21 protein-coding genes and 3 tRNA genes are annotated in these 26,060 nt (G+C 67.8%); 1 reads left to right on the top strand and 23 read right to left on the bottom strand.

Annotated elements, in window-relative coordinates; all coding sequences use genetic code 11:
• Nucleotides 1-177: 177 nt before the first annotated feature.
• From P7V53_RS09385 to P7V53_RS09375, 3 genes are read right to left on the bottom strand one after another with little or no spacing between them, the layout of a single operon-like run.
• Complete coding sequence (locus tag P7V53_RS09385; RefSeq protein WP_280155217.1) at nt 178-3,288, bottom strand: efflux RND transporter permease subunit; 3,111 nt, start codon at nt 3,286-3,288, stop codon at nt 178-180.
• Nucleotides 3,288-4,418: an efflux RND transporter periplasmic adaptor subunit gene (locus P7V53_RS09380; RefSeq protein WP_280155216.1), complete on the bottom strand. Its 1,131-nt coding sequence runs from the start codon at nt 4,416-4,418 to the stop codon at nt 3,288-3,290. Before P7V53_RS09380 ends, P7V53_RS09385 begins: the two co-directional genes overlap by 1 nt.
• A complete protein-coding gene (locus tag P7V53_RS09375; RefSeq protein WP_280156472.1) occupies nt 4,415-5,863 on the bottom strand; it encodes an efflux transporter outer membrane subunit in 1,449 nt (482 codons plus the stop codon). Before P7V53_RS09375 ends, P7V53_RS09380 begins: the two co-directional genes overlap by 4 nt.
• Before the next feature lie 118 nt (nt 5,864-5,981).
• On the opposite strand from P7V53_RS09375, the gene P7V53_RS09370 reads away from it, so the two are divergent.
• Complete coding sequence (locus P7V53_RS09370; protein ID WP_280155215.1) at nt 5,982-6,638, top strand: TetR/AcrR family transcriptional regulator; 657 nt, start codon at nt 5,982-5,984, stop codon at nt 6,636-6,638.
• Nucleotides 6,639-6,826: 188 nt separating this feature from the next.
• On the opposite strand, the gene P7V53_RS09365 is transcribed toward P7V53_RS09370, so the two are convergent.
• The 20 genes from P7V53_RS09365 to leuC form a co-directional block, all read right to left on the bottom strand.
• Nucleotides 6,827-6,903, bottom strand: a tRNA-Asp gene (locus P7V53_RS09365).
• 76 nt (nt 6,904-6,979) lie between these two features.
• Nucleotides 6,980-7,055: transfer RNA gene (locus P7V53_RS09360), tRNA-Glu, on the bottom strand.
• Between the two features lie 42 nt (nt 7,056-7,097).
• A tRNA-Ala gene (locus P7V53_RS09355) sits at nt 7,098-7,173 on the bottom strand.
• A gap of 64 nt (nt 7,174-7,237) precedes the next feature.
• The gene (gene gltX, locus P7V53_RS09350) at nt 7,238-8,629 is read right to left on the bottom strand and encodes a glutamate--tRNA ligase (protein ID WP_280155214.1); all 1,392 of its coding nucleotides are present in this window, start codon (nt 8,627-8,629) and stop codon (nt 7,238-7,240) included.
• A gap of 16 nt (nt 8,630-8,645) precedes the next feature.
• Entirely contained in the window at nt 8,646-9,881 is a 1,236-nt protein-coding gene (locus P7V53_RS09345; RefSeq protein WP_280155213.1) for an O-succinylhomoserine sulfhydrylase, read from the bottom strand.
• Between the two features lie 6 nt (nt 9,882-9,887).
• Nucleotides 9,888-11,414: an amidophosphoribosyltransferase gene (gene purF / locus P7V53_RS09340; RefSeq protein ID WP_280155212.1), complete on the bottom strand. Its 1,527-nt coding sequence runs from the start codon at nt 11,412-11,414 to the stop codon at nt 9,888-9,890.
• A 42-nt stretch (nt 11,415-11,456) separates the two neighbouring features.
• Nucleotides 11,457-11,954 carry a CvpA family protein gene (locus P7V53_RS09335; RefSeq protein WP_280155211.1) on the bottom strand — a complete coding sequence of 166 codons (498 nt, stop codon included), beginning with the start codon at nt 11,952-11,954 and terminating at the stop codon, nt 11,457-11,459.
• Between the two features lie 10 nt (nt 11,955-11,964).
• Entirely contained in the window at nt 11,965-12,714 is a 750-nt protein-coding gene (locus P7V53_RS09330; RefSeq protein WP_280155210.1) for an SPOR domain-containing protein, read from the bottom strand.
• Nucleotides 12,715-12,763: 49 nt separating this feature from the next.
• Nucleotides 12,764-14,080: a bifunctional tetrahydrofolate synthase/dihydrofolate synthase gene (folC, locus tag P7V53_RS09325; RefSeq protein WP_280155209.1), complete on the bottom strand. Its 1,317-nt coding sequence runs from the start codon at nt 14,078-14,080 to the stop codon at nt 12,764-12,766.
• Nucleotides 14,081-14,143: 63 nt separating this feature from the next.
• On the bottom strand, nt 14,144-15,016 hold the full coding sequence (gene accD / locus P7V53_RS09320; protein WP_280155208.1) for an acetyl-CoA carboxylase, carboxyltransferase subunit beta: 873 nt from the start codon (nt 15,014-15,016) through the stop codon (nt 14,144-14,146).
• Nucleotides 15,013-15,828 carry a tryptophan synthase subunit alpha gene (gene trpA, locus P7V53_RS09315; protein WP_280155207.1) on the bottom strand — a complete coding sequence of 272 codons (816 nt, stop codon included), beginning with the start codon at nt 15,826-15,828 and terminating at the stop codon, nt 15,013-15,015. The genes accD and trpA overlap by 4 nt, the downstream gene beginning before the upstream one ends.
• Entirely contained in the window at nt 15,825-17,087 is a 1,263-nt protein-coding gene (trpB, locus tag P7V53_RS09310) for a tryptophan synthase subunit beta (protein WP_280155206.1), read from the bottom strand. The genes trpA and trpB overlap by 4 nt, the downstream gene beginning before the upstream one ends.
• A gap of 17 nt (nt 17,088-17,104) precedes the next feature.
• A complete protein-coding gene (locus tag P7V53_RS09305) occupies nt 17,105-17,752 on the bottom strand; it encodes a phosphoribosylanthranilate isomerase (protein WP_280155205.1) in 648 nt (215 codons plus the stop codon).
• Between the two features lie 9 nt (nt 17,753-17,761).
• A complete protein-coding gene (gene truA, locus P7V53_RS09300) occupies nt 17,762-18,547 on the bottom strand; it encodes a tRNA pseudouridine(38-40) synthase TruA (protein ID WP_280155204.1) in 786 nt (261 codons plus the stop codon).
• A gap of 15 nt (nt 18,548-18,562) precedes the next feature.
• Entirely contained in the window at nt 18,563-21,292 is a 2,730-nt protein-coding gene (locus P7V53_RS09295) for a FimV/HubP family polar landmark protein (protein WP_280155203.1), read from the bottom strand.
• Nucleotides 21,293-21,484: 192 nt separating this feature from the next.
• Nucleotides 21,485-22,612 (bottom strand): aspartate-semialdehyde dehydrogenase, encoded by a 1,128-nt coding sequence (gene asd, locus P7V53_RS09290; RefSeq protein ID WP_280155202.1) that lies wholly within the window; start codon nt 22,610-22,612, stop codon nt 21,485-21,487.
• 86 nt (nt 22,613-22,698) lie between these two features.
• The gene (gene leuB, locus P7V53_RS09285; protein WP_280155201.1) at nt 22,699-23,790 is read right to left on the bottom strand and encodes a 3-isopropylmalate dehydrogenase; all 1,092 of its coding nucleotides are present in this window, start codon (nt 23,788-23,790) and stop codon (nt 22,699-22,701) included.
• Nucleotides 23,791-23,813: 23 nt separating this feature from the next.
• Entirely contained in the window at nt 23,814-24,458 is a 645-nt protein-coding gene (gene leuD, locus P7V53_RS09280) for a 3-isopropylmalate dehydratase small subunit (RefSeq protein ID WP_280155200.1), read from the bottom strand.
• A 2-nt stretch (nt 24,459-24,460) separates the two neighbouring features.
• Complete coding sequence (locus P7V53_RS09275) at nt 24,461-24,589, bottom strand: entericidin A/B family lipoprotein (RefSeq protein ID WP_280155199.1); 129 nt, start codon at nt 24,587-24,589, stop codon at nt 24,461-24,463.
• A 36-nt stretch (nt 24,590-24,625) separates the two neighbouring features.
• Complete coding sequence (leuC, locus tag P7V53_RS09270) at nt 24,626-26,035, bottom strand: 3-isopropylmalate dehydratase large subunit (protein ID WP_280155198.1); 1,410 nt, start codon at nt 26,033-26,035, stop codon at nt 24,626-24,628.
• Between the last annotated feature and the right edge of the window lie 25 nt (nt 26,036-26,060).

Below are 26,060 nucleotides of genomic sequence, written 5' to 3'. Positions count from 1 at the left end.
TCGTCGTCAACGGCGCGGTGCAAGGCACGCCCGCGTGGTCGACTGAGAGACCGTCGCGATGCGCCATCTCCTGAAGGACAAGGCTCTCTGGCGCGACGGCGCCTACGTGAACGGCGAATGGATCACCGCCCCGCCGCACGGCGACCGATCAGCCGCTCGTGGACCTGCCCCGGTTCTTCAATGGCCCGCGGGTGCGGCCGTGGCGGCTGGCGGCGTAGCGGAAGGTGTGTGCGCCGCGCTGTGACGTCGGATGCGAAACCACGCGGCATACAGCGCGGGCACGAAGACGAGCGTCAACGCCGTGGCCACGACGAGCCCGCCCATGATCGAGATCGCCATCGGCCCCCAGAACACGCTGCGCGTGAGCGGAATCATCGCCAGCACCGCCGCCGCGGCCGTCAGCACGACAGGTCGCGAGCGTCTGACCGTCGCATCCACGATGGCGGTCCACGGCGCCACGCCGCGCGCGACGTCCTGGTCGATCTGGTCGACCAGGATGATCGAGTTGCGCATGATCATCCCGCCCAGCGCGATCACGCCCAGCAGCGCGACGAAGCCGAAGGGCGCCTGGAAGATCAGGAGCGCAGGCACGACGCCGATGATCGCCAGCGGCCCGGTCATGAACACCATGAACAAGCGCGAGAAACTCTGCAGCTGGATCATCAGCAGCGTCAGCGTGACTGCGAACATGGCGGGGAAGACCGCAAACAGCGCCACATTGGCCTTGTCGCTCTCCTCGATCGCGCCGCCCTCCTCGATGCGGTAGCCGACGGGAAGGCTGTCCACGATGGGCTTGAGCGACGGGCGGATCTGCTCCGTGGCGTACGGACCCTGCACGCCGTCCATGAGGTCGCTGCGCACGGTGAGCGCCATGTCGCGGTTGCGACGCCACAGCACCGGCTCCTCGAAGGTCGGCTCGATGCGCGCGATCTGCGACAGCGGCACCGTCACGCCTCCGCGCGTGAACACCTGCAGGTCGCCGATCTGGCCGATGCCCTTGCGCTCGTCCGGCGTGGCGCGCACCACGACGTCGACGAGTTCCTCGCCGCGGCGGATCTGCGTGACCGGCGCGCCGTCCAGCGTGGTCTGCACCAGGCCCTGGATGTCGGCGGTGGTGAGACCCAGCTGGCGTGCCTTGTCCTGGTCGACCTGCACCTTGACCGAGCGCACTTGCTCGTTCCAGTCCAGCTGCGTGTCGCGCACCAGCAGGCTCTGCCGCACCACATCGCGCACGCGGTAGGCGATGTCACGCACCACAGCCTTGTCCGGCCCGATGACGCGGAACTGAACAGGGAAGCCCACGGGCGGTCCAAACTCGAGACGCGTGACACGCGCCTTGACGTCGGGCAGCGCCTCGTCCTTCGCGAACAGCTCCAGGAGCCGGGCACGCACCCGCTCGCGCTGCTCGATGCCGGCGGTCTTGACGACGACCTGGGCGAAGCCCGGGTTGGGCAGCTCGGGTTGGATGGACAGATAGAAGATGGGCGTGCCGGCGCCGGTGTAGGCGGTGAACAACTCGACGTCCTTGTCCTTCGCCAGGTACGTTTCCAGGAGCTTCACCTGGCGCTGCGTCGCCGCGAACGACGCTCCTTCGCGCAGCCGCAGTTCGACCAGCAGCTCCGGCCGCGCCGCCGTCGGGAAGAACTGCTGCTGGACCTTCGACATGCCGAAGCCGGCAGCACCGAGCAGCAAGACGGTCAGCGCCAGCACGACGAAGCGGCGCTGCACGGCCCAGTCGATGACGCGGCGCATCCGGTGGTAGACCGGCCGGTCGTACACGTCGTGGTGCTTGCCTGTGCCCAGGTTCTTGGGCAGCAGCATCACGCCCAGATACGGAGTGAAGACCACTGCGACCAGCCACGACAGGATGAGCGCGACGCCCACCACCCAGAAGATGCCGCCGGCGTACTGGCCGGCGATCGACTTCGCGAACCCGACCGGCATGAAGCCCGCGGCGGTGACCAGCGTGCCGGTCAGCATGGGAAACGCCGTGGACGAATACGCGTAGGTGGCAGCCTGCAGCCGGTCCCAGCCTTGTTCCAGCTTCACCACCATCATCTCGACGGCGATGATCGCGTCGTCGACCAGCAGGCCGAGCGCAATGATCAGCGCGCCGAGCGAGATGCGGTCGAGGTTCCACCCGGCCGCGTACATCACGGCCGCGACCAGGCCCAGCACCAGCGGCACCGAGGCCGCCACCACGATGCCGGTGCGCCAGCCGAGGAACAGGAACGAGACCGCCAGCACGATGGCCAGCGCCTCCAGGAAGGCGCGCTCGAACTCCCAGATCGAAGCGGCCACCACGCGCGGCTGGTCCGCGTACTGCTGGACCTCCACGCCGGCTGGCAGCTGCTGACGGATCTGCGCCAGGCGCTCCTCCATCGCCTTGCCGAAGTCCGTCACGTTGCCCTTGTGCTGCAGCGTCACGCCGATGGCCAGCACCGGCACGCCGTTGTGGCGGATGGTCAGGCTCGGTGGGTCTTCGTAGCCGCTGCGCACGGTGGCAACGTCGGCCAGCCGCAGCAATTGGCCGCCGACATCCAGCGTCACGTTCGAGACGTCCTGCACCCCGTTGAAGCGGCCGTCCACGCGCACTTGCACGCGGTCGTAGGTGGTGTCGGCCGAGCCTGCCGGCGTGACGAGGTTCTGACGCGCCAGCGCATCGAAGACGGCGGACGGGGGGATGCCGAGACCTGCGAGGCGCTTCGTGGAGACTTCCACGTACACACGCTCAGCCTGCTTGCCCAGGATGTCGACCTTGCCGGCACCGGGCACGCTCTGCAGGCGGCGCTTCACGTCCTCGGTGACCGTCAGCAGCTCGGCCATCGAAAGGTCTGGTGCGCTCAGCGCATAGAGCACGCTGTAGCGGTCGCTGTACTCGTCGTTGAAGAACGGGCCGCGCACGCCCTCGGGGAACTCCTGGCGCACGTCGCCGATCTTCTTGCGCACCTGGTACCAGGCGTTGTCCAGCTCTTCCTTGCTGCTGCCGCCCTTCATCCACAGCGTGATGCCGCCGTAGCCCTGGCGCGCAAAGCTTCGCACGTAGTCGAAATGGTCCAGCTCCTGCAGCTTGCGCTCGATGCGGTTGAGGACCTGTTCCTGCACGTCCTGCGCCGTGGCGCCCGGCCACGCGACGATGGCCGTCATCTGCGGCACTTCGAAGGTCGGGTCCTCCAGGCGACCCAGCCGGCTGAACGAAAACACGCCGACAACCAGCGTCGTGATGATGAGGAACAGCACCATGGGCCGGTGCGTGACGGCCCATTCGGAGAGATTGAAGCGCTTCATCAGCTGCTCTTCGCGACCGTGGTGGAGCTGGCCTCAGGGGCACGCTCGATGGCGCGCACGACTGTCCCGGCATCGAGCCTCTGGGCGCCGACGCTCACGACGCGGCTGCCGGTCGTCAGACCGGTGACTTGGACCGTGGCGTCGTCGACCGAGACCACCTGGACCGGCGTGAACACCAGGCCTGAACCGTTGGCGTTCAGGGCCCAGACGCCCGCCGGCCCGCTGCCCTTGACCAGCGCACTGACGGGCAGCGAGACGGTCGCCGGCCCCGCCTGGGGCGCCGACAACGTCAGCTGCATCGTGCTGCCCAAGGGCAGCGCCGAGACTTGAGCGCGCGATTCGGAAGCAGCGGCATAACGCGCGCGGTAGGTGCGGCCAAGCGCTGCCGCCTGCGGCGACAGCTCGCGCAGCACGAGGCGCAGCTTCGCCTTCGGGTCCTGCCACGGTGCCGCGGTAGCGGTCAGGCTGCGGACGCGACCCACCCAGTCTTCGGGCAGGTCGACGACCACCTCGTTGTCGCCTTCGCGGGCCAGCGAGACCACCGGTTGCCCTTCCGGCACCACCTGCCCCCGCTCGAAGCGGATCGCTGTCACCACGCCGGCGTAGGGCGCCACCAGCGCGGCGTAGCCCTCGCGATTGCGCGCCAGCTCCAGCTGCCGCTGGGCCTGATCCAGGCGGGCGGCTGCGGCGTCGGCACGGGCCTTCTGGCGTTCATGGTCGGCCGCGCCCACCGAGCCGTCGGCCAGCAGGCGGCGAAAGCGCGCTTCGTCCGAAGCGGCTTGCTGCGCGTCGACACCGGCGGCCTGCACCTGATCGGAAGCGGCCTTCACGGCCAGCTGGTAGTCGGCCGGGTCCAGGCGAGCCAGCACCTGGCCGGCCTTGACGCTGTCACCGACCTCGACGAGCCGTTCGACGACCTTGCCGCCGGTACGGAAGGCGACGTCGCTTTCGACGCGGGCGCGGACCACCGAGGTGAACGTGCGGGCCTGCGTCGACGCGGTGTGCGCCACGGTCGTCACGAAGACCGGCTTCACGACCGCGGGGGGTGCTGGCGGCTCGCTGCAGCCGGTCATCAACAGGCTCGCGGCTGCAAGGCTCGTGAGCGATAGGGCGGGGATGATCCTGTTCACTGGGGTGTCCTTGCGGCAAGAGGAGTCGTGTCGGCGCCGGCCTCGGCCCGGGAGAGGCCGCCGCCCAGCGCCTTGTAGAGCTGCACGTCGGCCAGTGCCTGCTGCAGGCGGCTGTCCGACAGGGCCAGTTCGCTGGCGAGCACGGAACGCTGCACGTCCAGCAGGACCAGCAGGTCGATCTGTCCTTCGCGCTGCAGCGACTCGGCGCGCTGAAGCGAGCGGCGACGGTGCATGGCGGTGAGCGCAAGCGCAGCGTTGCGCTCGGCCTCCTGCGAGCGCACCAGCAGGCTGTCCTCCACTTCCTGGACCGCCACCAGCACGGCCTTCTGCCAGGCCAGCAAGGCCTCGTCGGCACGCGCGGACTGCACGCGGATGCCGGCATCGATGCGGCCGGCGTCGAAGATCGGCGCGGCAAAGGCCAGCGCGACGTTGGAGAAGTGAACCGGCGCGAGATCCAGCGCGTTCAGTCGCAAGTCCTCGCGGCCCACCAGCGCGCTCAGAAACAGCTTGGGCCACCACTGGGCGCGGGCTTCTGCGCTGCGAAGCGCTTCGGCGCCGACGCGTGCCTCCGCGGCCACGAGATCGGGGCGGCGCCGGAGCAGTTCACTGGGCTGGCCTGCTGCGATGGTCCGCGCCGCCGGCCATGCGAAGGCCTTGTCAGCTTCGACGACCGGAGTCGATGGGCTGCGCCCCAGCAGGACAGCCAGCTTCGTCTGGGTGGTACCGACCAGCATCCGCAGTGCCGGCACCTGGGCGTCCAGTGCATCGGCCTCGGCGCGTGCGCGGTCCAGGTCGAAGGCGCTGGCCTGGCCTTCGCGCAGGCGACTCTCCACGCGGGCCGCCGTCTGACGCTGGGCGGCAGCCAGGGCCTGCACGATGCGCAGCCGTTCCTCGGCACTGCGCAGCACGAAATACTGCCGCCCCACTTCGCTGGCCACGAGCAGGCGGGCTCCATGGACGCCTGCGGCTGCGGCGGCGGCATCGGCCTGCGCGGCATCACGCGCCGCGCGAACGCCGCCGGCGAGGTCGATCTCCCAGGCGACATCCACACCGGCACGCAGCGCGCGCGTGTCGGGCATGCCTTGCTTGACCGGCTCGGGAACACCGCTCTGGCTGCGCGACGCGGCAGCCTGCACGCCCACCGTGGGCCAGAGCTGGGAGGCCTGCGCGTCGGCTCCCGCGCGAGCCTGCCCGACGCGCTGCAGCGCCATGGCCACGTCCTGGTTGGCGGACAAGGCTTCCTTGACGAGGCGCGTCAGCGTGGCGTCGCCATAGCCGTCCCACCAGGCATCGTCGAGGGCCGATGCCGCAAGGCCGATGGGCTTCTCGTTCGAGAAGGTGGCGGCCAGAGGCACGGACGGGGATGGCGACTGAGGAGCTGGGGTCGAACAAGCAGATAGGATCAACACCGCAAAGATGGCTGCTGCAGGGCGGCTGGCCCCCATGCCGACGTCTGGGCTGCGGCGCAGTGCAAGCGTCATGGAGAAGGTTTCACTTAGTGGACTCATGTGTCCAATAAGTGTAGCGACACATAATGGACTGTCAAGTCCATAAAATGAACCGATGGCACAGAAAGACGACGATCTCGCGCCCCCGCCGCGTCGCGGCCGCCCCCGCGACCCCGAGCGCTTCCGGCGCATCATGGAAGCGGCGCGCAACCACTTCTATGCGCACGGCCTGGAGCGCGCCAGCGTGGACGCCATCGCGGCAGAAGCCGGCGTCTCGAAGATGACGATCTACAGCAACTTCGGTTCGAAGGAAGGGCTGTTCGAGGCGGTGGTCCAGGACCGCACCGAGCGCGTGATGGGTGGCCCTGCCGGCGTCGAGGCACTGGACCCCCTGCAGCCGCGCAAGGCGCTGCTGGCTGTCGGCGAGCAGTTCCTGACGCTGACGCGCGAAGATCACACGCTCGGCAAGTTCCGGTCGCTGTACGGCGCCGCCAGTTCCCAGCCCGAGGCGTGCCAGGCGTTCTACCGGCAAGGCCCCGAGCGGCTCAACGCCGACTTGGCCGCGTACCTGCGGCGCGCGAACGAGGCGGGATCACTGAACGTGAAGAACCCGCGGCTGGCCGCCGACTTGTTCCTGGCGATGTTCCTGGGTGATGGCCACTTCCGCGGGCTGCTGATGTTGGAGATGCCTGACGCGCGCGAGAACAAGGCACTGCTTCGCGAGGCCGTGCGCGTGTTCATGGCGGGCTACTCCGGGCAACACACGACTTGAGCCGGGTGGCGGGGCGAGCGATGTGTCGGTGCGGCCCACGGGTACCACGACACATGGAGAGGCCGGCCATCCACCCGCACCTCCACGCCTTTGCCAACGCCCGTCATCGTTGACTCCTCGGTTTACCCCTGAGCACTTGCAACAAAAAAAACGGGTTAGCTCTTTCGAAGCTAACCCGTTGATGTTGTTGGCGGAGTGGACGGGGCTCGAACCCGCGACCCCCGGCGTGACAGGCCGGTATTCTAACCAACTGAACTACCACTCCACTGCCAGTTGCCTGGCATCAAACTTCCACTCACTGCGGCAGGTTTTCCGGATTGCTCCGCAAGCCCTGCCTGACTTGGCGTCCCCTAGGGGATTCGAACCCCTGTAATCACCGTGAAAGGGTGGTGTCCTAGGCCTCTAGACGAAGGGGACTCTGTTCCTTCGTTCTCTTGAACTGCGCGCCACCGACTTGGTTGGTGGAGGTAAGCGGGATCGAACCGCTGACCTCTTGCATGCCATGCAAGCGCTCTCCCAGCTGAGCTATACCCCCTGATCTGACTCTTCCGCAAACCGGGTCGCGCTGTTCAAGCGAGACCGCGATTATAGACAGATTTTCAGGCCTTCTGCAAACGAGAGACGACCGTTTCCCTGGGGAAGAGCTCCAGCACCGCATCGATCGACGGTGTTTGCGCACGACCGCACACGAGCACGCGGACGGCATGGGCGAGCTGCGGCATCTTGAGGCCGTGGGCGGCGATGGTCTGCTTGATCGCAGCATTGATCGCGCTCTTGTTCCACTCGACGGATGCGAGCGTGTCGCGCAGGCCCGCGATGGCCGGCTTGACCGCCTCCGTGACATGAGCCGCCAGATCCTCGACGGATGGCGCCACATCGGCGAAGTACATCGCCAGCCAGTCGGCCAGCTCCGCGGTCGTCGTGCAGCGGTCCTTGAACAGCGCGCACAGCGGCCGCACGCGATCGACGGGCGCTGCCACACCGCGGCGCTCGAGTTGCTCGGCCACGAGCGAGGCGAGACGCGCTTCGTCGATGGTCTTCAGGTAGTGCGCGTTGACCCAGCTCAGCTTGGCCGGATCCCACTGCGCGGGGCTCTTCGACAGGTGGGTGCCGTCGAACCACTGCACGAGCTGCTCACGCGTGAAGAGCTCGTCGTCGCCGTGACTCCAGCCGAGGCGTGCCAGGTAGTTGAGCATCGCCTCCGGCAGGTAGCCCGTGTCGCGATACGCGGTCACGCTCACGGCGCCGCGCCGCTTGGACAGCTTCTGCCCGTCGTCACCGAGGATTACAGGCAGATGCCCGAACAGCGGCAGTGGCGCGCCGAGCGCGTTGAAGATGTTGATCTGCCACGGCGTGTTGTTGACGTGCTCATCGCCGCGAAAGACGTGGGTGATGTCCATGTCGCTGTCGTCGACGACCACCGCGAAGTTATAGGTCGGCACACCGTCGGCCCGCATGATCACCAGGTCGTCGATCTCGCGGTTGGCGATGCTGATCGGGCCCTTCACCAGGTCGTCCCAGGTGACCACGCCGTCCGCCGGGTTGCGAAAGCGGATGACCGGCTGAACACCGTCGGGCGGCGCTGGAAGCGCCTTGTTCGGCTCGGGACGCCAGCGGCCGTCGTAGTGAGTCTTCTCGCCGCGCGCGCGCTGCGCCTCGCGCATGTCCTCGAGCTCATCGGGCGTGCAGTAGCAACGGTAGGCCGTGCCCTCGGCCAGCATGCGATCGACCACCTCGCGATAGCGATCGAGGCGCTGCATCTGGTAGATCGGACCTTCGTCGCTGTCGAGCCCCAGCCACTGCATCGCAGCGAGGATCTGGTCCACCGAGTCCTGCGTGGAGCGCGCGACATCGGTGTCTTCGATGCGCAGCACGAACTCGCCGCCGTGGTGACGAGCGTAGGCCCAGGAATACAGGGCGGTGCGGGCGGTGCCCAGGTGCAGGAAACCGGTGGGCGACGGCGCGATGCGCGTGCGGATTTTTCGGGTCATCGGGAGAGAGAACGGATCAGAGTGAATCGAGGCCGCGCAGCAAGTCGGCGCGAAGGTCGTCGAGGTCTTCCAGGCCCACCGCGACGCGAACCATGCCCTGCGTGATCCCGGCGGCGAGGCGCTGCTCTTCGGTCAGTCGACCGTGCGAGGTGCTGGCCGGGTGCGTGATCGTCGTCTTGGTGTCGCCCAGGTTGGCCGTGATGGAGCAGATCTGCGTGCGGTCGATGACGTGGAAGGCGTTCTTGCGCGCGAGAACGGCTCCGCCTCTCGCCTGTCCCTGCACGATGAACGACACCACCGCGCCGCCGCTGCCCGCCTGCTGCGCCATCGCCAACTCGTGCTGCGGGTGCGACTTCAGACCGGGGTAGTACACACGCTCGACCATCGGCTGCTGCTCCAGCCATTCGGCCAGCTTCAGCGCACTCTCGCTTTGCGCGCGCATGCGGATGGCCAGCGTCTCGAGTCCCTTGAGGACCACCCAGGCGTTGAACGGCGACAGGCTCATGCCGGCGCTGCGCATCACCGGCATGAACTTCTCGTTGATCAGCGCCTCGCTGCCACAGATGGCGCCGGCGATCACACGCCCCTGCCCATCGAGGTACTTGGTGCCCGAATGGATCACGAGGTCCGCGCCGTATTTCACCGGCTGCTGCAGCGCCGGAGAGCAGAAGCAGTTGTCGACCGCGAGCCAGGCGCCGCTGTCCTTCGCGATCCTCGACAGCGCGCGGATGTCGCAGACTTCGGTGAGCGGGTTGGTGGGCGACTCTGCGAACAGCAGCCGGGTGGTGGGCTTCACCGCGCGGCGCCACTCGTCGACATCGGTCTGCGACACGAAGCTCGTCTCCACGCCGAACTTCGCGAATTCGCGGCCGAGCAGCATGATGGTGGAGCCGAACACGCTGCGCGAGCAGACGACGTGGTCGCCCGCCTTCAGCAGGCCCATGGCCAGCAGCAGGATCGCGCTCATGCCGCTCGACGTGCCGATGCAGGCCTCGGTGCCTTCGAGCGCGGCGAGGCGGCGCTCCATCATCATCACCGTCGGGTTGGTGAAGCGCGAGTAGATGAAGGCTTCTTCCTCGTTGGCGAAGCGGGCCGCGGCCGAGGCTGCATCGGGCTGCACGAAGCTGCTGGTGAGGAACAGCGCCTCGGAGTTCTCGCCCCATGGCGAGCGCGGCAGGCCCTCGCGCACCGCCAGCGTGTCAAGCCGCACATCGGGCGGCAACGTCACGCGGGGGATCTTCTTGTCGCCCATGGCCGCCTACCTGCCGTCGTGCACCACGCCCTGCAGCGCCAGGCGCGAACGATCGGGCGCATCCTCGTCCTCACCCTGCGACTGGCGCTGCGTCGCGATGGCGTCGAAGTCGGCGGCCGACACGTCGCCGGTGATGTAGTGCCCGTCGAAGCACGAGGCCTCGAAGCCGTCGAGCTTGGGATTGAGTTGGGCGACCACTCGCTTCATCGCCGCCACGTCCTGGTAGATCAGCGCATCGGCGCCGATGAACTGGCGGATCTCTTCGATGCTGCGGTCGTGCGCAATCAGTTCATCCTTGGTCGGCATGTCGATGCCGTACACGTTGGGGTAGCGCACCGGCGGCGCGGCCGACGCCATGTAGACCTTGCGCGCGCCGGCGTCGCGCGCCATCTGCACGATCTCCTTCGACGTGGTGCCGCGAACGATGGAGTCGTCCACCAGGAGCACGTTGCGGCCCTTGAATTCGGTGGCGATCGCGTTGAGCTTCTGGCGTACCGACTTCTTGCGCATGCCCTGCCCCGGCATGATGAAAGTGCGGCCGACGTAGCGGTTCTTGACGAAGCCCTCGCGGTAGGGCTTGCCGATCTTCTGCGCGAGTTGCATGGCCGACGGGCGGCTCGATTCGGGGATCGGGATGACGACGTCGATCTCCGACGGCGGCATGGTCGAGATGAGCCGCTGCGCCAGCGTCTCGCCCATGTTGAGCCGCGCCTGGTACACCGACACGCCGTCCATCACCGAGTCGGGCCGCGCGAGGTACACGAACTCGAACATGCAGGGATTCAGCGTCGGGTGGTCGGCGCACTGGCGGCTGTGCACCTGCCCTTCGAGGTCGATGAAGATGGCCTCGCCGGGCGCCACGTCGCGCACGAACTTGTGGCCGGTACCCTCCAGGGCCACCGATTCGCTCGCCACCATCACGTCGCGGCCCTCGGGCGTGACGCCTTCGCCGAAGCACAGCGGCCGGATGCCGAACGGATCGCGAAATGCGAGCAGCCCGTAGCCGGCGATCAGCGCCACGACGGCGTACGAGCCCTTGATGCGCTTGTGCACCGCGCGTACCGCCTTGAAGACCTCGTCCGGCGACAGCGGCAGGTCGCGTGCGGCCAGCTCCAGCTCGTGCGCGAGGATGTTGATCAGCACCTCGGTGTCGCTCTCGGTGTTGATGTGGCGGCGATCGACCGCGAAGAGCTCGTTCTTCAGCGCATGCGCGTTGGTGAGGTTGCCGTTGTGCACGAGCACGATGCCGAACGGCGCGTTGACATAGAACGGTTGCGCCTCTTCCTCGCTGTAGGCGTTGCCGGCCGTGGGATAGCGCACCTGGCCCAGTCCCACCGTGCCCGGCAGGGCGCGCATGTTGCGCGTGCGGAACACGTCGCGAACCATGCCGCGTGCCTTGTGCATGAAGCACCTGGTGCCTTGCATCGTCACGATGCCGGCGGCGTCCTGACCGCGGTGCTGCAGCAGCAGCAGCGAGTCGTAGATCAACTGGTTGACCGGCGCCTTGGAGATCACACCGACGATGCCACACATGGAACTGCTCCAGACTCGAACGAAGCGATAGCCGTCAATCGCCTACCGCGGAAGATGCTCGGCGATCGCCGTCGGCAGGACGGGCTTGATGCCGTGCAAGGCGCCATTCAACCAGACCGCGCCCCGCGACGCCTGCCATGCCGGCGTCTTGGCGAGCGAGGTCAGCATCACGACCGTGGTGATCGCCAGCATGACGACCAGCGCGCGCGCCACCCCGAAGGTCGCGCCGAGCACTCGGTCGACGCCGCTCAGCGGCGTGGCATGGATCACCATGCGCAGAAGGCGCGCCAGCAGGGCCCACACGATCAGGGTGGCAATGAACGTACATGCGAACGCCGCCGCGTGATTCAAGCCCGAGCCGGGCTTGCCCACCGGCAGATGCGGCGCGAGCTCCGGGGCCAGCCACTGCGCGGCCACGTAGGCCGCGACCCAGCCCAGCAGCGACAGCACCTCGAACACCAGGCCGCGGATCAATCCGACGATCACCGACAGCCCGAGGATGGCGATGAAGACCCAGTCGACCCAGCTCAGGCTGTCCATTGCGACGGCCTCACAGCGTGAGGACGACGGCCTGCGTGCCGGCGGCCTTGATCTTCGCCTGCGCCCGATCGGCCTCCTCGCGCGAGGCGAACGGCCCGACCCGCACGCGGATGCGGCTTCCCTGCGAGGTTTCCGCGACCTGCGTGTAGGTCTTCAGGCCGAGCTTCTCGACCTTCTGACGGGTCTCGCGCGCGGCGGCGGTGTCGGCAAAGGCGCCGACCTGCACGACGAAGCGGCCACCTTCTTTCTTGGCCGGCTCAGGGTCGGCGTCCTTGCCCTCGAGCAGGGCCTGCGCGCGACGGGAGTCGGTGGCCGCCGCCGAGGGCGCCGCGGGCGCAGGCTTGGCGATCACCGGCTTGGCCGCAGGCTCGCTCGGCCTGGTGGGCGCCGGTGCGGCCTTCGGTGCAGGCGCCACTTCGCGCCCCGCCTCCGACGGTGCTTCGGTGATGACCACCTCGGCCGGTGCGCTCGGCGCCGAGGCGGCAGCCGCAGACTTGGGCGTGCGCGCTGCCGGCATCACCAGCGGCGCAGCGGTGTCCTTGCGTGGAATCTCGATCGGGATGTCGACCGGGATCGGCCTCGGCTGGGTCTCGAAGAGGATGGGAAAGCCCACCACGCCGACGAGCACCAGCACCACTGCGCCGATGAGACGTCGGCGTGCGCGGATGCGCGCCTGCTGGACCAGCTCGGCCGGTGCATCCGCCGGTGAAGCCTGGGCCGCCTTGCCGGACTTGCGCTGGAGGATGGACTTCAGACCCATGCGGTGCGGATTCTGGTGAAGGGCGCCGCATGGGCGCCGGACTCTCGGATCAGCCGATGTGCGCGGCGTTCAACCGGGGCAGCCCCTCCTTCAGCACACCACCCACGGTGTAGAAGGAGCCGAAGACCACGATTCTATCAGCGGGGTCTGCATCGCCCAGTGCAGTACGCAGTGCGTCGGCCGGGTTGGCATGCTGGCGCACGTCCACGTTGCCTGGGCCGCGCAAGGCAAGCGTTGCGTGCAGCGCCTGGAGGTCGGCGGCCTTTGCCGCGCGCGCGAGTGGCAGGTCGCAGAAGTGCCAGTTGTCCACGAGCGGCGCCATGCGGGTGAGCATGGCCGCGAGGTCCTTGTCCTGCATCGCGCCGAACACGACATGCGTGCGCGGATAGAAGCCCATCTGGTCGAGGTTCTGCGCCAGGGTGGCGACGGCGTGCGGGTTGTGCGCGACGTCGAGCACCAGGGTCGGCTGCCCCGGCACGATCTGGAATCGGCCCGGCAGCTCGACCAGCGCGAGTCCGTTGCGCACCGCTTGCGCGGTGATCGGCAGCCGTTCGCGCAGCGCCTCGAACGCGGCCAGCGCGCCCGCCGCGTTGAGCAACTGGTTCGCGCCGCGCAGCGCGGGATACCCGAGCGCGTTGAAGCGCTTGCTGCGCCCGGCCCACGACCACTGCTGCTTGTCGCCGGCGTAATTGAAGTCGCGGCCGAACAGCCACAGGTCGGCCTGGATGTCGCGTGCGCGGTCGAGCACGCTTTGCGGCGGCACCGGATCGCTGACGATCGCGGGCCGACCGGTGCGCAGGATGCCGGCCTTCTCCCGACCGATGGCCTCGCGGTCGTGGCCCAGGTATTCGACGTGATCGACGGCGATGCTGGTGATCACGGCGCAATCGGCATCGATGACGTTCACTGCGTCCAGCCGTCCACCGAGCCCCACTTCGAGGATGACGAGGTCCAGCGCCGCCTGCGACAGCAGCCGAGCGATGACGAGCGTGGTGAACTCGAAGTAGGTGAGCGCGGTGTCGCCACGAGCGGCCTCGACCGCTTCGAAGTGCGGCAGCAGCGCATCAGCCGCCACCATCTCGCCGTTGACGCGGCAGCGCTCCTCGAAGTGCACGAGATGCGGCTTGATGTACAGGCCCACCCGGTAGCCCGCCTGCAACGCGATCGTCTCGAGCATGGCGCAGGTCGAGCCCTTGCCGTTGGTGCCGGCGACGGTGATGACGGGCACGACAAAGGCGAGCTGCAGGCGCTCTTTCACGCGCTGCGCCCGCTCGAGCGTCATGTCGATTTCCTTCGGGTGCAGGCGTTCGCAGCGCGCCAGCCAGCCATCGAGTGTGGTCGGAAGCGGATCGTCGTGGTCGGACATGGCGGTGGAGGACTCAAAGCGCAGAAGGCGGCCGAAGCCGCCTTCGCGATGCGCCGGAACGGATCAGGCGACGGCGTCGGCGCTTTGCCGCTGGAGCATCGCGACGCTTCGTGCGATGGTGCCGCGCAGCTCGCGCCGGTCGACGATCATGTCGATGGCGCCGGTCTGCAGGAGGAACTCGGCGCGCTGGAAGCCTTCGGGCAACTTCTCGCGCACGGTGTTCTCGATGACGCGCGGGCCGGCGAATCCGATCAGCGCCTTCGGCTCGGCGATGACGATGTCACCGACGAAGGCGAAGCTGGCCGATACGCCGCCCATGGTGGGATCGGTCAGCACGCTCACGTAGGGAAGCTTCGCCTTGGCCAGGCGCGTCAGCGCGGCGTTGGTCTTGGCCATCTGCATCAGGCTGAGCAGGCCTTCCTGCATGCGCGCGCCGCCGGTGGCCGTGAAGCTGATGAACGGCGTCTTCTGCTCGCACGCCGTCTCGACGCCGCGCACGAAGCGCTCGCCGACCACCGAGCCCATCGAGCCGCCCATGAAGTCGAATTCGAAGCAGGCGGCCACGACGGGGATGCTGTGGATCGCGCCTCCCATGACGACCAGCGCATCGGTCTCGCCGGTGCTCTCGAGCGCCTCCTTCAGCCGCTCGGGGTAGCGCTTGCTGTCCTTGAATTTCAGCGCATCGACCGGCATGACTTCCTGGCCGATCTCGTAGCGCCCTTCGGGATCGAGGAAGGCGTCGAGCCGCACGCGCGCCCCGATGCGATGGTGGTGGCTGCACTTCGGGCAGACGTTGAGGTTCTGCTCGAGGTCGGTCTTGTAGAGCACCGTCTCGCACGCCGGGCACTTGATCCACAGTCCCTCGGGCACCGAGCGGCGCTCGCTCGGATCGGTCTGCTGGATCTTCGGTGGCAGCAGTTTTTCAAGCCAGCTCATCGAGGTGCTCCTTCCAGGGAATCGAGTGCCGCGCGGATGTCGGCGATGAAACGCCCGCCGGCGGCGGCCACATTGTCGCGCGGCTGGGCTTCCAGCAATTGCACGATCGCGGATCCGATGACGACCGCGTCGGACACCGCGGCCACGGCCTTGGCGCTTTGTGCGTCGCGAATGCCGAAGCCTACACCCACCGGCATCTTCACGAACGACTTGATGCGCGGGACCATGGAGGCCACGGCGTCGGTGTCGAGATGTCCGGCGCCGGTCACACCCTTCAGCGACACGTAGTACACGTACCCGCTTGCGACGCGGGCGACCTCCTTCATGCGCTGCTCGGTGGACGTGGGCGCGAGCAGGAAGATGGGGTCGAGGCCGGCCTGGCGCAGGGTGGCGGCGAACACCTCGCACTCCTCGGGCGGGTAGTCGACCACCAGCACGCCGTCCACGCCGGCCAGTTGGGCATCGGCGACAAAGCGCTCGACGCCATAGCGCTCGATCGGGTTGGCGTAGCCCATCAGGACGACCGGCGTCGCCGCGTCCTTCTCGCGGAAGCTGCGCACGCAGCCCAGCACCTGCGGCATGCCGATGCCCTTGGCGAGCGCGCGCTCGGCGGCGCGCTGGATCACGGGCCCGTCGGCCATCGGATCGGAGAACGGCACCCCCAGTTCGATGACGTCCGCGCCCCCTTTGGCCATCGCGAGCATGATCTCGACCGTCGCATCCGGATACGGATCACCTGCCGTGATGTAGGGGATCAGCGCCTTGCGCCCGCGTGCCTCAAGCGCCTGGAAGACCTTCGCGATGCGGCTCATTTCGGCCCCTTCACGATCGTGTCGGCGCCCTTCGCGCTCTGGCCCTGGCACGACGGCCGGCAGAAGAACTCGCCGCCGGACAGGTCGGCGACGGTGCCGATGTCCTTGTCGCCGCGACCGGAGAGGTTGACCAGCAGGTGCTGGTCGCTGCGCATGGTCGGCGCCATCTTCATCGCGTGCGCCACCGCGTGGCTGGACTCGAGCGCGGGGATGATGCCTTCGGTGCGGCACAGGCGGTGGAAGGCCTGCAGCGCCTCGTCGTCGGTGATGCCCACGTACTCGGCCCGGCCGATGTCCTTGAGGTACGAATGCTCCGGCCCCACGCCCGGGTAGTCGAGACCAGCCGAGATCGAATGCGTCTCGGTGATCTGGCCGTTCGCGTCCTGCAGCAGGTACGTACGGTTGCCATGCAGGACACCAGGCGAGCCTGCCGAGAGCGATGCCGCGTGCTTGCCCGTGTCGAGCCCCTGCCCTGCCGCCTCGACGCCGATCAGGCGCGTGCCTGCCTGCGCGATGTACGGATAGAAGATGCCCATCGCATTGCTGCCGCCGCCCACGCAAGCGATCACCGCGTCGGGCTGGCGGCCGATCATCTCGGGCATCTGCGCCAGGCACTCGTCGCCGATCACGCGCTGGAAGTCGCGCACCATCGTCGGATAGGGATGCGGGCCGGCCACCGTGCCGATGATGTAGAAAGTGTTCTCGACGTTGGTCACCCAGTCGCGCAGCGCTTCGTTGAGCGCATCCTTCAGCGTGCGCGAGCCGCTTTCCACCGGCACCACCTTCGCGCCGAGGAGGTGCATGCGGTAGACGTTCGGCGATTGGCGCTTCACGTCCTCGCTGCCCATGTAGACCACGCACTCCAGGCCGTAGCGGGCGCAGATCGTCGCGGTGGCCACGCCGTGCTGGCCGGCGCCGGTTTCCGCGATCACGCGCGGCTTGCCCATTCGGCGCGCCAGCAGCGCCTGGCCGATGGTGTTGTTGACTTTGTGCGCGCCGGTGTGGTTGAGGTCCTCACGCTTGAGGTAGATCTGTGCGCCGCCCAGCTCGCGGCTCAGGCGCGCCGCGTGGTAGATGGGGCTGGGGCGGCCCACGAAGTGCGCGAGCTCGGACTGGAACTCGCTCAGGAAGGCCGGGTCGCTCTGCGCTTCGGCGTACGCCGCCTTCAGTTCGTCGAGCGCATGGATCAGGGTCTCGGCGACGAAGGTGCCGCCATAGGGGCCGAAATGCCCCCGTGCATCGGGCTGCTGGTAACTCATGGAAGAAATCCGTTTCTTCAGGCTTCGCTCGAGGCGATGCGGGCATCTGCCTCGCGCACCGCTTCGCAGAACCGGCGGATCGCCGCGGCATCCTTGATGCCTTTTTCGGCCTCCACGCCGGAGCTCACGTCAACGGCCCAGGGCCGGACCCGAAGAATTCCTTCGATCACATTTCCGGCATGCAACCCACCAGACAAAACGACTGGACAGGGCACGTTTCGTGGAATGAGTGACCAATCGAAGACCTTTCCGCCGCCGCCATAACCTTCGACGTGGGCGTCGAGCAGCAAGGCTCGCGCGTCGGGGTGGCGAGCCGCGAATTCTACCAAGTCGAGTCCCGGCGCCATGCGGGCCGCCCGCAGGTATGGCCTTGCCGCCGCCGTGCATTCGGCGGGGGTCTCGTCGCCGTGGAATTGCAGCACCAGCTGCGGAATGGCACGCACTGCCTCGGCGATCAACGCCGGTGCTGCATTGACGAACAGGCCGACAGGCGTCACGAACGCCGGCAGCCGGCGCGCCAGCTCGGCTGCGCGCTCGATGCTCACGCGGCGCGGACTTTTGTCGTAGAAGACCAGGCCGATCGCATCGGCGCCGGCTTCCACGGCCGCATCGACGTCGGCCTCACGTCGGAGGCCGCAAATCTTGATGCGGGTTCTCAAGGGCATGGTCGGGAGTCAGGGCAGCCAGTCCATCGCCGGCGTGTGGTGCGGAATGGCATGTCGTGCATCGTAGTACGGCCCGACGAAGTAAAGCCCATCGGGGGAAAAGGTCGGTGCAGCGCGGCTGCGGTCGCGCGACGCCAGCACCTCCGCCATCCATGCCGGCGGCCGTGTGCCGCTGCCTATGGCGACGAGGCAGCCCATGATGTTGCGCACCATGTGGTGCAGGAACGCGCTGGCGTCGAACTCGAAGCGCCAGTAGGCGCCGCGCCGGTGGATGTCGATCGCGCGCATCACCTTGACTGGTGTCGCGGCCTGGCATTCGGCCGCGCGGAACGCGCTGAAGTCGTGCTCGCCGATCAGCACCTGCGCGGCTTGGTGCATCGGCTCGGCCTGCAGCGCCCGAAATGCCCAACCGGCTGAACCCTCCTCGACGGAGGGCCGCACCGGCGACTCGAGCAGGAGGTACGCGTAGCGGCGCCCGCAAGCGCTGTTGCGCGCATGGAAGTCGGGCGTCACCGGCCGGCACCATTGGACCGCGATGTCGTGCGGCAGGTAGCGATTGGTTCCGCGCACCCAGGAGAACGGCTCGCGCTCGATGTCCACGTCGAGGTGGATCACCTGGTTGAGCGCATGCACGCCCGCATCCGTGCGCCCGGCACAGACAGTGCCGACGGGCCGGGCCGCGAAGCTCGTGAGGGCGGCCTCGAGCTTGTCCTGGACGGTGTTGCCATCGGGCTGGCTTTGCCAGCCGTGATAGTTCCGGCCCCGGTAGCTGACGCCCAGGGCCAGCCTCGTCATGCAGGCAACCGGGGGTCAGCTCAGGTCGTCGAGCATGCCCTGCGCCTTGGTCTTCAGCGCGCCGTTGGCCTTGGCGACGACTTCCTGCAGCAGGTCACGCGCGCCTTCCATGTCGCCGATCTGACGGAATTCCTCGGCGAGCTCGAGCTTGCGGGCGAGCGGGTCCCCGCCGTCTTCCGCGTCACCCAGATCGAAACCGGAGAGGTCCGCCTGCGGCTCGGCGACGCGCGTCGCGGTAGCGGCGTGCGCGTTGCCCGAGTTGCCGGGGCCGTCCAGGTCGAGCGAGATCGCCGACAGGTCGAAGTCCATCGCGAAGCCCGAATTCACCGCGGCAGCAGGAGCCGGCGCCGGCGCGGGTGGCATCTTGGGCACCACGGGCTCGAAGTTCAGCGTCGCGTCGGGGTCGTGCTCGGCTTCTGCCTCACGCGCCAGGGGCTGCGTGTTGATGAGCGGCGACGGCGCGCTCACCGGCGCAGCGGGGGCGTCGAGATCCAGGTCCAGGTCGAGGTCGACCGAACCGCTGTCCACCGCCTCGGGGGCGTGCTGACGCTTCTGGTCTTCCATCTCGGCCTTGGCGCGCTCGAACTGTGAGGGCGACGGCAGCACCGACTGCGGCATCGTGCTGGCGCCCAGCGGCTCGGTGAGCGGAGCGCCTTCGACGCTTTGCGAGGTGGGCGCACCGCCCGGCTTGTACAGCGCGTTGTCCGGATCGATCTGCTGGCCAAGTTCCTGCGCCTTGGCCCAGTCCTCGCCCTCACCTCGGGTCAGGGCGAACAGCTGCGTGGCCAGCAGTTCGAAGCCCTTGGTGTCACGCCGCTTGGCGTACACCTCGAGCAGCTTGGTGCGGATGGCGAGGCGCTCCGGATTGCTGCGCATCGCCTCCTTGAGGATCTCTTCGGCCTGCAGGTCGCGGCCGTAGGCGAGGTACACATCGGCTTCGGCGACCGGATCGACGTCGCCGATGGCGTCGAGCTGGCTCAGCGAATAGCTCATGGACGACGAGGCACCGCCGGCATCACGCGTATCGATGCGCTGGCCGCCGCTGGCGCCGAAGAACGAATCGGGTTGCAGGCGGCTCTCGAGGAACGAGGTCTCGCCGCTGTCCTTCTTGGAGCGGCGGCTGAAGCGGTAGATGCCGAAGCCCGCGAGCAGCACGACGAGCGCACCGCCGATGCCGAGCGCCCACGGGTTGTCGTCGAACATGGAGCCGAGCAGGCTGGGCTCTTCGACGGCCGGCGCAGCGGGGCGGGTCACCGGCGCCGGCGGCTTCGCGGCGACGAGCGGCGGCGATGCGGTGGGAGCCGGCGTCGTGACGACCGGTGCGATCGGTGCAGGCGCAGGTGCAGGTGCAGGTGCAGGTGCAGCCGCGGTCACGGTGGCGGGCAGCGATGCCGCGGCGGGAGCGGTTGGCGCGGCAGGTGTCGGCGCGGCCGCGACGGACGGAGCGGGGGGTGGGGGCACCGTCGGGGTCGCGATGGGCGCCGTGATCGTCGGCCCCGGCTTTGCCGGCGCAGTGGCTTGTGCAGCGGGCGCCGGCGAAGGTGCGGCAGGTGCCTTGGCGGCCGGGGCCGAGGCTGAGCCGGCAAGCCTCTTCAGTTCTTCGACGTTCTTCGACAGCTCCGCGACGCGGGTTTGCTGGTCCTTCTTCTCGCGCTCTTTCGCGACCTTCTCTTCGGCCGCGGATGCCTTGGAACCGGCGGCGCCCTTGCTCAGCGTGAGCTTGTCGGGGGTGGGCGCGGCCGCCTGCTTGCGGTCTTCCACCGTGGCCTGGACCTTGCCGCCTGCCGTGCGGGCAGAACCTTCGGTCTTCGCATCAGGCACGCCGCCAGCGAGACGCTGGCGGTAGGCACCGAAGTCGGCGCTTTGCGCCTGGATGACTTCGCGAGCCTCGCCGGTGGTGATTGCCTTGGCCTGCTCGGCGCTCGGAACCGCCAGGACCACACCGGCCTTGAGCCGGTTCATGTTGTTCTCGATGAAGGCGTCCGGGTTGCCACGGAACAGCGACACCAGCATCTGGTCGAGCGAGGCGCCCTGGCGCTGCGTCTTGCCTGCGATGCGCGACAGGGTGTCGCCGGGGCGCACGCGGTATTCGTCGGCCCCGGTGGGACCGCTCTTCGAGGCGGTGTCGGTGTCGGCGGCCGCAGCCTTCGGGGCCGCGGGGCGGCGTTCCGCCGTGCGGGGCGCGGGCGGAGGAACCGGCGCGGCAGTGACGGCGGGCGCAGGCGCGGGCGCGGCGGCGGCCGGGGTGGGCGCCGGCGCGGGAGCCGGTGCCGAGCCGATGACGGGTGCCGTGGACGGCGTCGGCACGGGCGCTGCGGCCTGGGCGCGCGTAGGCGGATCGAACAGCAAGGTGTATTCACGCACCAGGCGGCCGGTGTTCCACGAGATCTCGAGAATCACGTCGACGAAGGGCTCCTGGACCGCACGGTCGCTGGTGAGGCGGAGGTACGGTCGACCATCGGCGCGGCGCAGCAGCTGTGCCGTGGTACCAGGCAGTACCGCGTTGTAGTCGACGCCCGCGGCTCGATACGATTCAGGTGGCGCGACACGAATGCGCAAGTTGGACGCTTCTTCGGGCGTGAGGCTGGTGACGTCGATCTCGGCGCGCAACGACTCGCCGAGCGCAGACTGCACATTGAGCCGCCCGAGTCCAAGCGCCCATGCGTCCGGCACGGTGAGCCACAGCGCAGCCGCAGCCACTCCGGTCAAGGCGAATCGCCCGGTGTACAGCGAGGTTCTCTTCAAGGCGTCTCCCAACTCTCGATCGCGCCAATGCGCGGTGAGCACTTGCTCAAAATCCAATAAAACACAATAACATCAAGCAGATAGGGTGACAAGCTCATGCATTTACTGACATTGGGTCACAGGCCCATCCGGTTCGCGATACCGTCAATATGTCGCGTCCGGGCAACGTAACGGAACGTTGCCCGGACGATTTCACGCCTCCAGCAGGATGCGAAGCATGCGGCGCAGGGGCTCGGCCGCACCCCAGAGAAGCTGGTCGCCAATGGTGAATGCGCCGAGGTATTCGGGGCCCATGGCCATCTTCCGCAGGCGGCCCACCGGAATGTCGAGCGTGCCGGTGACGGCCACCGGCGTCAGTTCCCGCATGGTCGCTTCGCGGTTGTTCGGCACGACCTTGACCCAGTCGTTGTCGCCGGCGATGAGCGCCTCGACATCGGCCAGCGGCACGTCCTTCTTCAGCTTGAAGGTGAGCGCCTGGCTGTGGCAGCGCATCGCGCCGATCCGCACGCAGAAGCCGTCGACCGGCACGGAAGGCGTGCCGAAGCCCTCGCCTTGTCCCAGGATCTTGTTCGTCTCGGCCCCGCCCTTCCATTCCTCCCGGCTCACGCCGTTGCCCAGGTCCTTGTCGATCCAGGGGATGAGGCTGCCGCCCAGCGGCACGCCGAAGTTCGCCGTCTCGGCCTCGGTGAGTGCGCGCTGCTTGGCGACGATGAGCCGATCGATCTCCAGGATGGCGCTCTTGGGATCGGCCAGCAGCGACCTCACTTCGGCGTTCAGCGTGCCGAACTGCGCCAGCAGTTCGCGCATGTGCTGCGCGCCGCCGCCAGAAGCCGCCTGGTAGGTCTGCGTGCTCATCCACTCGACGAGCCCCGCCTTGTAGAGCGCCCCGACGCCCATCAGCATGCAACTGACGGTGCAATTGCCGCCGATCCAGTTACGCCCGCCGTTGGCCAGCGCCTTCTTGATCACCGGCAGGTTGACGGGGTCGAGGACGATGACCGCGTCGTCCTTCATGCGCAGCGTGGACGCCGCGTCGATCCAGTGACCGGTCCAGCCTGCCGCGCGCAGCTTGGGAAAGACTTCCGTCGTGTAGTCGCCGCCCTGGCATGTGATGACGATGTCGCAGCGCTTCAACGCGTCGATGTCGTACGCGTCCTTCAGCGTACCCTCGTTCTTGGCGAATGCCGGCGCCTTGCCGCCGACGGCGCTGGTGCTGAAAAACACCGGCTCGATCAGCGCGAAATCGCCTTCGGCCTGCATGCGGTCCATCAGCACGGAGCCGACCATGCCGCGCCATCCCACCAATCCTACGACTCTCATCTCTATGCCCTTGCGAGTTGTTGAAACCTCTCCGTTCCTCCGGCTCGAATCGCCGGAGAGGTAGGGGCGAGACGATCCGGAGCTGACTAGCTCTTCTTGGTAATGGTTTTGACGATGGCGGCGACCACGGCGTCACCCATTTCGCGGGTACCCACGCGCGTGCTGCCCTCGGACCAGATGTCCGCGGTGCGCAGACCCGACGCCAGCACGTGCTTGACGGCCGACTCGATGCGGTCGGCGGCTTCGGGTTGGGCGAGGGAGTAGCGGAGCATCATGGCGGCAGACAGGATTGTAGCCAACGGATTAGCAATTCCCTTGCCTGCAATGTCGGGCGCGCTGCCGTGGCTGGGCTCGTACAGGCCCTTGTTGTCGGCGTTCAGCGAGGCGGACGGCAGCATGCCGATCGAGCCGGTGAGCATCGCCGCCTCGTCCGACAGGATGTCGCCGAACATGTTGCCGGTGACCAGCACGTCGAACTTCTTGGGCGCCCTGACGAGCTGCATCGCCGCGTTGTCGACGTACATGTGCTCGAGCTCCACGTCCGGGTACTGCGCGTGCACCTCCGTGACGATGTCCTTCCAGAATTGGAAGGTCTCCAGCACGTTGGCCTTGTCGACGCTGGTGACGCGCTTGCCGCGCCGGCGCGCCGCCTGGAAGGCAACGTGAGCGATGCGCTCGATCTCCGGCCGCGAATAGCGCATCGTGTCGAACGCCTCGGTCTGCCCTTCGAAGGCGCCGTCGGGCGACAGCCGGCGGCCGCGCGGCTGCCCGAAGTAGATGTCGCCGGTGAGCTCGCGGATGATGAGGATGTCCAGGCCGGCCACCAGCTCGGGCTTGAGGCTCGACGCGTGCGTGAGCTCTTCATAGCAGATCGCCGGGCGGAAGTTGGCGAACAGCTGCAGGTGCTTGCGCAAACCCAGGATGGCCTGCTCCGGACGCAGCGCGCGCTCGAGCTTGTCGTACTTCCAGTCGCCGACGGCCCCGAACAGCACGGCATCGGCCTGCTGCGCGAGCTTGAGCGTCGAATCGGGCAGCGGATGGCCGTGAGCCTCGTAGGCCGTGCCGCCGACGAGCGCCTGTTCCATTTCCAACGGGAGGTCGAGCACCTTCAGCACCTTCACCGCCTCGGCGACGATCTCGATCCCGATGCCGTCACCCGGCAGCACTGCAATCTTCACGAGCGATTTCCTTTGTCTTGGACTCAGATGCGGTGAGCCAGCCACGGCTTCTTCAGCAGCCGTTCCGCCTCGAAAGCCTTGATCTTGTCGGCGTGCCGCAGCGTGAGGCCGATGTCGTCGAACCCGTTCAGCAGGCAGTACTTGCGAAACGGCTGCACCTCGAATGCGAGCTCGCTGCCGTCAGGCTTGATCACCACCTGGCGCTCGAGGTCGATGGTCAGCTGGTAGCCGACGAAGGCCGCCACCTCGTCGAACAGCCGGGCCACCTCGTGCTCCGGCAGCACGATCGGCAGCAGGCCGTTCTTGAAGCAGTTGTTGAAAAAGATGTCGGCGAAGCTGGGGGCGATGAGGGCACGAAAGCCGTATTGATCGAGCGCCCACGGCGCGTGCTCGCGCGAGGATCCGCAGCCGAAGTTCTTGCGCGCCAGCATCACGGAGGCACCCAGGTAGCGCGGCTGGTTCAGCACGAAGTCCGGATTGGGCTTGCGCGACGCCGGGTCCTGGCCGGGAAAGCCGGGATCCAGGTAGCGCCACTCGTCGAACAGGTTCGGTCCGAAGCCGGACTTCTTGATCGACTTCAGGAACTGCTTGGGGATGATGGCGTCGGTGTCGACGTTCTCACGGTCCATCGGGGCCACGAGCCCCTTGTGAAGGCGAAACGGCTGCATGGCTACTTCTTCCTGCTGGCGGCGTCTTCGATCGATTCGCCGGCCTTCTTGATGTCCTTGCCGAGGCCATCGATGGTGTTGCAGGCGGCAAGAACGAAGACGGCGGCGGCGATCAGCAACAAGTTCTTCATGACGGGTCCCCTTCCAGCGATGCTTTGTGTAGTGCTTCAGGCAATGCGGCGAACGTCCACGAAATGGCCCTCGATGGCAGCCGCCGCGGCCATCGCCGGACTGACCAGGTGGGTGCGGCCTCCCGCGCCCTGCCGGCCCTCGAAATTGCGGTTGGAGGTCGAGGCGCAGCGCTCGCCGGGCTCGAGGCGGTCGGCGTTCATCGCGAGGCACATCGAGCAGCCGGGCTCGCGCCATTCGAATCCGGCCGCCTTGAACACCTGGTCGAGCCCCTCGCGCTCGGCCTGGTCCTTCACGAGGCCGGAGCCCGGCACGACCATGGCCAGCTTGACGTTGGACGCAATGCGACCGCCGAGCCGCCGCACGATCGCCGCCGCCTCGCGCAGGTCTTCGATGCGCGAATTGGTGCACGAGCCGATGAACACCTTGTCGATCAGGATGTCGGCGATGGGCTTGTTCGGCTCCAGCGCCATGTAGGTCAGCGCGCGTTCCATCGCGCTGCGCTTGTTCGCGTCCTTCTCGCGATCAGGATCGGGCACCCGGTCGTCGATGGACAGCACCATCTCCGGGGACGTGCCCCAGGTGACCTGCGGGCGGATGGTGGCGGCATCGAGCTCGACGACGGCGTCCCACTGGGCATCGGGATCCGAGCGCAGCGTGCGCCAATAGGCAAGGGCCTGCTCCAGCTCGACACCCTTCGGTGAGTACGGACGGCCCTGAACATAGGCCAGCGTCGTCTCGTCGACCCCGATGAGGCCGGCGCGCGCACCCGCCTCGATCGCCATGTTGCACACCGTCATGCGGCCTTCCATGCTCAGCGCGCGAATGGCCGAGCCGGCGAATTCGATCGTGTAGCCGGTGCCGCCGGCCGTGCCGATCTTGCCGATGACGGCCAGCACGATGTCCTTGGCGCCGCAGCCCTTGGACAGCGAGCCTTCGACCCGCACCAGCATGTTCTTCGCCTTCTTGGCCAGCAGGGTCTGCGTGGCCAGCACGTGCTCGACCTCGCTGGTGCCGATGCCGTGGGCCAGCGCCCCGAAAGCGCCGTGCGTGGAGGTGTGCGAGTCGCCGCAGACCACCGTCATGCCCGGCAGCGTGGCGCCCTGCTCGGGCCCGATGACGTGCACGATGCCCTGGCGCTTGTCGTTCATCTTGAACTGCGTGATGCCGAAGCGGTCGCAGTTGGCGTCCAGCGTGTCGACCTGAAGCCGCGACACCGGGTCCGCGATGCCGTGCGAGCGGTCGGTGGTGGGCACGTTGTGGTCGCTCACCGCCAAGTTGGCGGAGATGCGCCACACCTTTCGGCCCGACAGGTCCAGGCCCTCGAAGGCCTGCGGGCTGGTCACCTCGTGCACCAGGTGACGATCGATGTAGAGGATGGCCGTGCCGTCCTCCTCGGTGTGGACGACGTGCTCGTCCCAGATCTTGTCGTACAGCGTGCAGCCCATGGCGTCGGATACCTCGTGCGAACCC

It is taken from the genome of Piscinibacter sp. XHJ-5, assembly GCF_029855045.1.
Classification (GTDB): Bacteria; Pseudomonadota; Gammaproteobacteria; order Burkholderiales; family Burkholderiaceae_C; genus Albitalea.
This window is presented reverse-complemented; position numbering and strand designations above follow the sequence as displayed.